An 8242-nucleotide genomic window follows, 5' to 3' on the forward strand; every position below is an offset into this window, starting at 1 on the left:
TGTTGGGTGGAGCGGACAATCCAAATGGTGAATTACTGTCTTATATCATTGGCGCTGACAGCGCAAAAACCTTAACAAAACTTAACATCCGGTGCGTACCTTTTTGCGCAACCTGACTGCTGGTGGATGACTGGTTTTGACTATCTCCAGAAACAACCAGGGCCGGATAAACCAGCCCTGACTACTGTATAAAAACTGTATGCCCGTTGTTTGCATGGGGTAGTTTTCGCAAATACCCCCTTATGCCGTTTTCAGCACGGGAGCGTCATACAGTCCAGGGTTCAGCACGGGAAGATGCGGCGCTTCTTGATGCCGCCCGACGGTCTGGCAGCGGGCGCGAACGCTGTTTTGCACGAAATAGCTTTTCCGTGCGCTCCATTGAACATCCCTTCTTTTCGCTGATTTTAGCTTCCTGTTGTTCTGGTTGTTTGCCGGATGCCTGATTTTACCAGATACCCGCCAGGCGAGCTTTCCGGCTTTCAAACCTGAAATTCAGGAAAAATCATCTCTATATATACAAAAAGGTGTTGTCCCTGTTGTCCCGGTTGTCCCAAAAAATGTAACCAACTGATTTTATTGAATCTTATTTTTAATTGTGGGACAACATGCCAGCATTGTGGGACAACATGCCCTGTTTCTGTGTTGTCCCGGATTGTTGGCTGATGAATGTTGTCCCAAAACTTCCTGACGTTGTCCCAAAATCGCCGCATGTTGTCCCAGAAACACGCTATGTTGTCCCATAATTATCTGATGATATGTATAAATAACAGTAAGTTAGTTAAAAAACGTCTTCATTGGGACAACCGGGACAACATCTTTACGCGCACGTATGAATTATTCGGCTTCTTCTTCCTCCTGTTCAGGTGCGAAAAGCAGGATATATGCACGCTGCCGGGCGTTATTCTGATGTTTCAGGCGCGGTGTTCTGCCCTGCCAGCCCCTGCCGCTGGTGGGTTTCTTAAGCATTCCCGCATCATGCAGTACCTGCGCCACTGCGTCCTTGTTAAAGCCTCTGGCAACGTGTTCTTTAAACGGTGCCGGAAGCACGTAAAACAACATCGGGTCATCATACCGTTCGCCCTTGTCCCGGTAGCCCATCAGTTCACCGATGTGGAGATCTCGCGGATCATAATCCACGGGTGCAAATTTGCTCATGCCCCAGGCGTTAAGAAATGCCACTGCCTGTTCTGCAATCTGCTGGTGTTCTTTGTTCCCGGTGCCGAACTCTTTCACCCAGGCATTAAAGCTGCGCTGTACCGCATCCCGGCACCCTTGCGCATCCCATCCGGTGATATGGCCTGACAGCACCAGCGCCGCTTCCATGATGGCGAATCGCTCCCCGACGCGGTGGACCTGCTCGCCGTAGTTGTCCGGGATAAGCCCGCGCCAGCGTTCCCTTGCGGCTTCTGTGGCCTCCCGCGCCGCCTGCTGGTGGTCTGCCAGCCAGCGCACCCATTCACGCCCTGCGGTGCCATGATGCGCCATACAGGCCGCTCTGAGCGCATCAGCATGAGCTTTACCGGACGGCAGCCCGTGAAATTCCGTGGCCTTCTCCAGGGGCACATTAAGCAGGCGCACCAGTTGCCCCGCTTTGGGCTTCATGCCTGCGGCTGCAAGAAAGGTTTCTATGTCCATTTCTCCGGTACTGATGGCGACAGTTCGCCAGCGTTTAAGCTCCCGGTTACCGCCTTCCTTCGCGCCCTGTAGTTTCCCCACACCGTTAAACAGCGTATAGGCAGACGTTGCCACGGCGCGGGCGTCACTGCCCTGACCAACCTCATCCAGGGGCATCAGGCCGTCATTGTGCGCCTGTGCCTCGTTAGCGATACCCAGCGCAGTACCGTACCAGGTGAGGCGCAGTAAATCCGGGTTACCGTACAGACTGCTGGCGATGTTTGCTGTGGTGGTTTTCCCGGCGCTGGACTGCTGGAAGAAATGGACGCCGAAGCCATCCGCACCCACCAGCCCGACCAGCGGCGCGGCAAGTGCTGCCGCCACGCCCAGCATCATGGAAGGATTACCCGCCACCAGCGTGGCGACGTTCTCCCGCCAGCTCTGCGCCGTACCTGCACAGGTGTAACCGGAAGCCGTCGCGCTGTGACCGTAAAACAGGACCTTCCGGCCCGCCTCGCCGATGATTTCCCCGTCCGGCATGATGTACGCGCCGTGCTGCCATCCGGTCAGGCTGGTGATGTGCCAGAGTTCCCCCGCGCCACTGCGCAACAGGTGATCGGCAAGGATGGCGCGAAAGTTGTTTTTAGCCGTGACAGAAAGCCCACCAGCACGTAACCGCGACCAGCCTTCATGCTCGCCAGTATCACGCATGGGGATCGCTTCGGTGTGCGCTGTACGCGCGCCTGCGGGCTTCCAGCGCAGAACAATATACCGCTCGGACTCATCCGCACCGATGCCCACCACCTCAAGAGGATCACACAACCACTGACCGGGGCGGGTAACTTCCCCGGTCTGCTTATCCATCTTTGGCGTTACCCAGTACAGACCGTCAGGGCGGGCATCCACACAGGGGGCCAGCTCATCCACCGGCGCAGGTTTGCCCTCTGCCCGTTGTACCTCTGCCACCAGACTTTCTTCCCCGCGTTCGTGCTGTTCGCGTATCCGGTTCAGGTAGTCGCGCCAGTCTTCCGGGTGCTGGTCAGGTATCCCCTGGTATAACTTCGCTTCCTGTACGCCCGCCAGCGCCAGCTTTTCAGCAATGGCGTTAATCTGAATGGGCTTAATATCTCCGGCATGATAGAGGCGGGCGCACTTACGCCCGTTATCAATAATGCGCAGGTTCGCCAGGTCTGCCAGTTGCTTTGGCCCCAGCCAGACAGGCGGCGTTTTATCTGCGGCAACTTTTAATCCCCAGTCCTCTTCCCATGTTTTAGCGTGAGCGAAGGCATCAGCCCCGGCAAAGATAACCACCTCAACATGTTTATCTTTCGGTTGATGCTTAAGGTTCGGTGCGTTCTTCATTCCACCGCCTCCCTGCGGGTGGCAGCCAGTGCCACGGCATCGCGGGTAAACTCCCGGTGAAAGCGATCCACCGGATATACGCAGGGGTGAGAGTAGCCATCACGGACATATGTCACGCGGTTGAACTGATTCGCGGTAATCACTACCGCACACCCGGATTTATCGCGCCATTTATCACCGGGGCGAATTTCGGGTAAAGCCTGCCCGCTGGCAGGAACGCCAGTTATTTTCTTGGACATTATTTTTTCGCCTTATGCTGCTGGTGGTGTAACGGTAAATCCGGCTATTTTTGCCGCTTCCAGAAAACCTTCCAGGTTACTGACAAACTCGTTTTTCTGTAGCGTATAGCCGCCTGTGGCTGTGCCTTTTTCCACGTTAACCAGGACAGGTCCGGTGAAGTCCGGTCGCGCCGGAATGGTAACTGTGAAGGTCAGGGAGTGATTATGCATGGTCTGCCTCCACATACGCGACACCCGCCACATCAAGCGCCTGTTTAAAACGGCAAAGCATTTCACGGCGTTCGCGGTACAGGGCCAGCACGAAGGGATCGAGTGTGGCTTCGATATCGGCAGGATAGCGACGGACGAAAGGCAGAAGGACGACGCCCTGACAGCGGTGTGGCGTGGAGGATTTCACCTGGTCAGCCAGCATATTCACCAGGTCATGTAACAGCCCGGTAAGCGGCTGGATCATGTCACGGGGCAATGTATCGGCCACCAGCGCCTTTGCCAGCGTGAGGCAGTATTCCAGCGTCAGGCTTTCATCAGGCCAGTACTCTGACAGATCGGATGCGGTATTGTCCGGCAGGGGAAGCGCCGTATCCGCATGGTATGCCGCTGTCAGTGCCTCCAGTGAGGTGACAAGGGATTTGCACATCGCCCGGTGTTCAGTGCGGCTGTGGTATTCCATCAGCCTGCACACCAGCGCGGCGCACTCACCTGCCAGATGAAACAGGTCAGCGCCTGCGGGGATCGGCTTATTCATGATGCGCCCCCGTAGCGGGCAGACGTCCAGCGAAGAAGCAGACACTTTCCCGCGCAAGCTGGCGGCGGGCTTCATGCTCGCTATCTGCGGCGATATGGTGGATTTTTGCGGTGATAGTCGGGCAATCGCGGCGAACGGCAGCGATAAGCCAGATGAATCGCGGGTGTGACGGGGTAAGGGTAGCGACCATAGCGGTGGCCTCGTGAGTAGGTTTATTAACCTCACCAGACCGCTGCTAAACGGGGTGGTGAGACGTAACAGGGTTAGCAGACCGGCACTCACGAAACCGGCAGGCGCGAACGCCTCCCCGTTACGCCCCACCATAATACGGACGCAACATGGCATTTTACGGACAAAAAAAGACCGCGTTACAGAATGGTCGCGGTTGTCCGCGCGAGTATTCAGGCTGCTAAACCCGGCCAGTGGATTTACACCAGCGGGAAAAGCATAGCGCCGGGCGGCAGTGTCAGGCAAGGGATTTTTTTGTGATGTAATCACTTTCATCAGTACGTTACTGATGTTATGATTTACATCAACAAGGAGAGGCAAATTATGTCTGCTGTTGAGTTGATGAACCGACGGATTCAGATTGCGGATAATGCTTTCGCCATCATCCGCATCTTGCAGGTTGACCCGTCCATTCTCGGTAGCCAGCATCTGTATAAATACAGTCTGGCCTATATTGTGGATGGCGTCTGCGTGATGCGCTACGACAACGAACGGGGAAATGGCGACCACAAACACATTGGCGATCGTGAATTTCCGGTCACGTTCACCAGCATACAAGACCTGATAGCCAGCTTTCAGGAAGATATCAACCATCTGAGGAGATGACATTATGAGAGTGTTAACCGTCAGGATTATGTCTATCGCCGATGCTTTCCAGACAACGATGGAAGATGCCACTCGCGCTATGTCAGGCGTGGTTGTTGGATCTGATTTGATATTCCCCAGCGTTGAGCAGCTTGCCAAAACGATGCTTGCGCCCAATCGCTGGCAAATTATCAGAGTGATGAAAGGTGCAAAACCCGTTTCTATTCGTGAGCTGGCCCGTCTGGTAAATCGCGATTTTCGCGGTGTATACAACGATGTACAGGCACTGTTGAACGGCGGCGTTCTGGATCGGGATGGCGATAAAATCGTATTACCGTATGACCGCGTACACATTGAGTTTAATTCGGACGACGCCGCAGCGTAACGGTACGAGGCGTTTATCGGGGCGTGGATATCCTCTGCGCCCTTTTTCTTTGTCCGTATGTCAACTTTTGACAGGTTGAGGCCAGACACGGGCAAGCTCTTATTCTGAATGCTTATCATTGAACTACCTCCAGGCGACGGGCTAACCAGCGCTGAGACAGGCGCAGTAATTCTGTCTTGCGCTGGTGGTAGTCCTGCCTCAGTTCTATTAGCGTGATATTGGTCTGCTCAAGATAAGAAAGGTGATCGAGTTGTTCCTCGCTCATATGGTCGCGGGCTTCGCCGGTGATGCCGTTCGCCTGCGCCCACTGTTTCGCTGTCATTCCACCCAGCACGATCCGCGCCAGCATGTTCGATTCAGTTGTGTAGTGATGTGGTTGTGTGGCCTTGCCCTGTTCCTGCCTCACCACTTCCAGCGCGGCGCACATCGGCTTAAAGTAACTGGCGGCGGTGATACGGGCCTTAAGTTCTTTGCGCAGCGCAGCGGCTTTTAACGGGGCTTCCTGCTGTAATGTTTCCTCGCAGTGAATGAAGTAACGACGAACGGCGCGGCCCTGCTCGTTGCGTTCGACCATCGCCAGCTCTTTAGCCATATTCAGCGAAAGCAAATACTCCCGGCTTCGTCTGTCCCCACCGCGTCTTGTTTCCCACGCCTTTCCATCATGGTTATTATTTGAGCTTTGATTCCTGAAATTTGAGGAATCAAAAAGGGTGTAGTCACTGTCAGCAATGAAACCATATTCCTCAATGCGGCCCTTAATCCATGTGGAAAAGTCATTTCCCACACCCAGCGCGGCATGTAACTCCTTTGCACTTACCACGCTGGCAGGCTGGCTACCGATAATGCCGGAAATAACCGGGATGAGTTCGGCAAAATTATTCTGGTTATGGTTTTCAGGGTGAGCGATGCCCTGACCGTGAAGGCCATTAATTAATTTCATTATTTCAGTTCCTGTCAGGCGGCGTTCTGGTTATCCGGGTACATCATGAGGATGCTTTCGATAGTCTCCGGGGTAAGGCTCCAGTAGCCACCAGTACTGGCACACTGATTGACCAGCTTAATGACCTTCATCACGTCCTCACGGCAGGCAAAGCGGTAGCGAAGATGTGCCCCTATACCATCGGCATTGGCTTCTTCTGAACGCGCCAGGCAGATATCAAGGCGGCGCTCCAGTTCACTGGCGTAATTGCGGCCTGATGAAAGATGGCAGTGGCGCAGAATATCGTTTTCAGTCCAGCCACCAGCACCAGTGCAAAGCATATAAACGCGGGCGCGGTGCTTCTTCGGTGTGCGTCTCGCTTGTGTGCGGCTGGTGGTGGGGATAACATCAGACGGGCGAATATCTGTGTTAGCCGCCTGCTGTTCGGGGCGGTTTTCTTTTTTCATTGCGCCACCTCGCCGCGTGATTCAAATACACGATCATTTATCCATTTATTAACTTCGTCTTCAAACCAACCAACACGGCGTAGGCCAATGCGAAATCCTCGCGGAAATTCGCCAGCGTTAATCATCTCCTGAAATGCGCTATCTGATTTAATACGTAAAATCATTTTTACTTCTTTTTTGAGAAGGATCTTTCTTTCTTCTGATGTCATTTGGTTAATCTCATTCAATACCGATTAATTCCGGCGGTGTAGGAATACTGGCATGATGAGATAGGGTGAGGGCAACACTATTTGGGGTGAGGGTAGGTTACCGTGAGGGGCCGGGGTGGTTACCCTCACGGTAGATGTTAAGCCACTTTTGATGGGGTGCGATCGATTGGGCAAGCGATTTTTTCGATAGCTTTGGCTGTCGATTCAACAAATCCGTAACTGGTTTTAAGCTCTGTAATTATGGCCTGCTGGTTAACTCTGGTGCCATTATTGTTAGGGTCATACTCTGCCCATTCACAATTCCTTATCCTGATAGCCTGATACAGAGGGTCTCTTTCTACGCCTCCGATAAACTTACCCAAGTGAAGAGGATACGATTTTTTTAAAACCTCAATATCTCTTTCTAGTGCGGTAATTTTATTCTTAAGTTCGGATATCTCTTGTGACTCTTGATTTGTACGCGATGGCGGCTGTAATCCCACCTCGTAGGGGTGGTTAATTATAATGGCATTATATTCTGTGAACTCATTTTCAACCCAAGTCCAGATGTCCTTTGCCAGAAAGTTAGCATCTACTATATGTGTGTTGATATTAATATTATCATTTTCAACTAAGCTTAGGATATCAATTGGGAGATCCCATGAAGGGTCAGAATATGTGTAAGCTTTCAGTGGGATAACTTCTTTCAATTTAATAGCTTGACATATAATTTCTTTAAATGATGAAGCTTCTTCATCGCTAATGTAGCCACTGATAATATTTGGATCAAGAGTATCGTACTCACCGGATAAGCCTGCCATAACTAAAGCTGCTTGCTCTAAAGTCACAATTCTGAGTCGTTTAATATGGAAAGGTAAATCAATCATTACGCCACCTCACGCCCTCTATCATGGAGGCCGCGCCAACCCGCAGAGGTGTACGGGAATTCGGGAGCTACCCTAGACGCGGCTTATTCTGTTACCGTCGGTTATCTTCGGTTTTGCCCATGATAGATCGTTTTCTGAACGCTTGCATTGCAAGACTGTGTGAATAATCAGCTTGTGTTTTTATACAGCTCTAATTCCTCTCATTCCTGTTGCTAGGGTCACTCCCGTGGATGCGGTTTCCACAAATTCCCCCCACCAGCGCATCAACACAATACGCTTTTCAAGATAGTTACTCCGGTTATCAATTTGCGCGTAAGACCTCGCCCAATCGGGCGGGGATATAAGCGCGGTAACTGCGTAACATTTTTTGACCTTCGTCAATATGGCTTACATTTTTCAGTGTATTTTGTAAGCCTATGAAACGCGCCTATAAATACAGATTCTATCCAACACCCGATCAGGTTGAGCTTTTGGCTCAAACGTTCGGGTGTGTGCGTTTTGTCTATAACTCGATCCTGCGTTGGCGCACCGATGCGTACTACGAACGGCAGGAGAAGATCGGCTATACACAAGCCAGCGCTCGCTTAACAGCACTGAAAAAAGAGCCAGATTTTGCCTGGCTC

The 8242-nt window shown here is 52.3% G+C and carries 12 protein-coding genes; 3 read left to right on the forward strand and 9 right to left on the reverse strand.

Annotated elements, in window-relative coordinates:
• Positions 1-834 precede the first annotated feature (834 nt).
• Genes A7090_RS19255 through A7090_RS19275 form a run of 5 tightly spaced genes read right to left on the reverse strand, consistent with a single transcriptional unit; the run spans position 835 to position 4150 of the window.
• Complete coding sequence (locus A7090_RS19255; protein WP_105275222.1) at positions 835-2976, reverse strand: DUF927 domain-containing protein; 2142 nt, start codon at positions 2974-2976, stop codon at positions 835-837.
• Positions 2973-3215, reverse strand: a complete 243-nt coding sequence (locus A7090_RS19260) for a DUF4222 domain-containing protein (protein ID WP_105275223.1) — start codon at positions 3213-3215, stop codon at positions 2973-2975. The genes A7090_RS19255 and A7090_RS19260 overlap by 4 nt, the downstream gene beginning before the upstream one ends.
• A 12-nt stretch (positions 3216-3227) precedes the next feature.
• Positions 3228-3425 carry a hypothetical protein gene (locus A7090_RS19265; protein ID WP_105275224.1) on the reverse strand — a complete coding sequence of 66 codons (198 nt, stop codon included), beginning with the start codon at positions 3423-3425 and terminating at the stop codon, positions 3228-3230.
• Positions 3418-3960, reverse strand: coding sequence for a hypothetical protein (locus tag A7090_RS19270; RefSeq protein ID WP_105275225.1), 543 nt, complete (start codon positions 3958-3960; stop codon positions 3418-3420). The genes A7090_RS19265 and A7090_RS19270 overlap by 8 nt, the downstream gene beginning before the upstream one ends.
• Positions 3953-4150 (reverse strand): host cell division inhibitor Icd-like protein, encoded by a 198-nt coding sequence (locus A7090_RS19275; protein WP_105275226.1) that lies wholly within the window; start codon positions 4148-4150, stop codon positions 3953-3955. The genes A7090_RS19270 and A7090_RS19275 overlap by 8 nt, the downstream gene beginning before the upstream one ends.
• Positions 4151-4512: 362 nt before the next feature.
• On the opposite strand from A7090_RS19275, the gene A7090_RS19280 reads away from it, so the two are divergent.
• Both A7090_RS19280 and A7090_RS19285 read left to right on the forward strand, forming a co-directional pair.
• Complete coding sequence (locus A7090_RS19280) at positions 4513-4794, forward strand: toxin-antitoxin system TumE family protein (RefSeq protein WP_105275227.1); 282 nt, start codon at positions 4513-4515, stop codon at positions 4792-4794.
• 4 nt (positions 4795-4798) lie between these two features.
• Positions 4799-5158: an HVO_A0114 family putative DNA-binding protein gene (locus tag A7090_RS19285; RefSeq protein WP_105275228.1), complete on the forward strand. Its 360-nt coding sequence runs from the start codon at positions 4799-4801 to the stop codon at positions 5156-5158.
• Positions 5159-5273: 115 nt separating this feature from the next.
• On the opposite strand, the gene A7090_RS19290 is transcribed toward A7090_RS19285, so the two are convergent.
• The 4 genes from A7090_RS19290 to A7090_RS19305 form a co-directional block, all read right to left on the reverse strand.
• Positions 5274-6098, reverse strand: a complete 825-nt coding sequence (locus tag A7090_RS19290; RefSeq protein WP_105275229.1) for an antA/AntB antirepressor family protein — start codon at positions 6096-6098, stop codon at positions 5274-5276.
• A 14-nt stretch (positions 6099-6112) separates the two neighbouring features.
• Complete coding sequence (locus tag A7090_RS19295; protein WP_105275230.1) at positions 6113-6544, reverse strand: hypothetical protein; 432 nt, start codon at positions 6542-6544, stop codon at positions 6113-6115.
• Positions 6541-6753 carry a helix-turn-helix transcriptional regulator gene (locus A7090_RS19300; protein WP_016231826.1) on the reverse strand — a complete coding sequence of 71 codons (213 nt, stop codon included), beginning with the start codon at positions 6751-6753 and terminating at the stop codon, positions 6541-6543. Before A7090_RS19300 ends, A7090_RS19295 begins: the two co-directional genes overlap by 4 nt.
• A 137-nt stretch (positions 6754-6890) precedes the next feature.
• Positions 6891-7619 carry a hypothetical protein gene (locus A7090_RS19305; RefSeq protein ID WP_105275231.1) on the reverse strand — a complete coding sequence of 243 codons (729 nt, stop codon included), beginning with the start codon at positions 7617-7619 and terminating at the stop codon, positions 6891-6893.
• A 416-nt stretch (positions 7620-8035) separates the two neighbouring features.
• On the opposite strand from A7090_RS19305, the gene A7090_RS19315 reads away from it, so the two are divergent.
• A partial coding sequence (locus A7090_RS19315; RefSeq protein WP_157941481.1) for a helix-turn-helix domain-containing protein occupies positions 8036-8242 on the forward strand: 207 nt, incomplete at its 3' end.

Source organism: Escherichia sp. MOD1-EC7003, from assembly GCF_002965065.1.
Classification (GTDB): Bacteria; Pseudomonadota; Gammaproteobacteria; order Enterobacterales; family Enterobacteriaceae; genus Escherichia.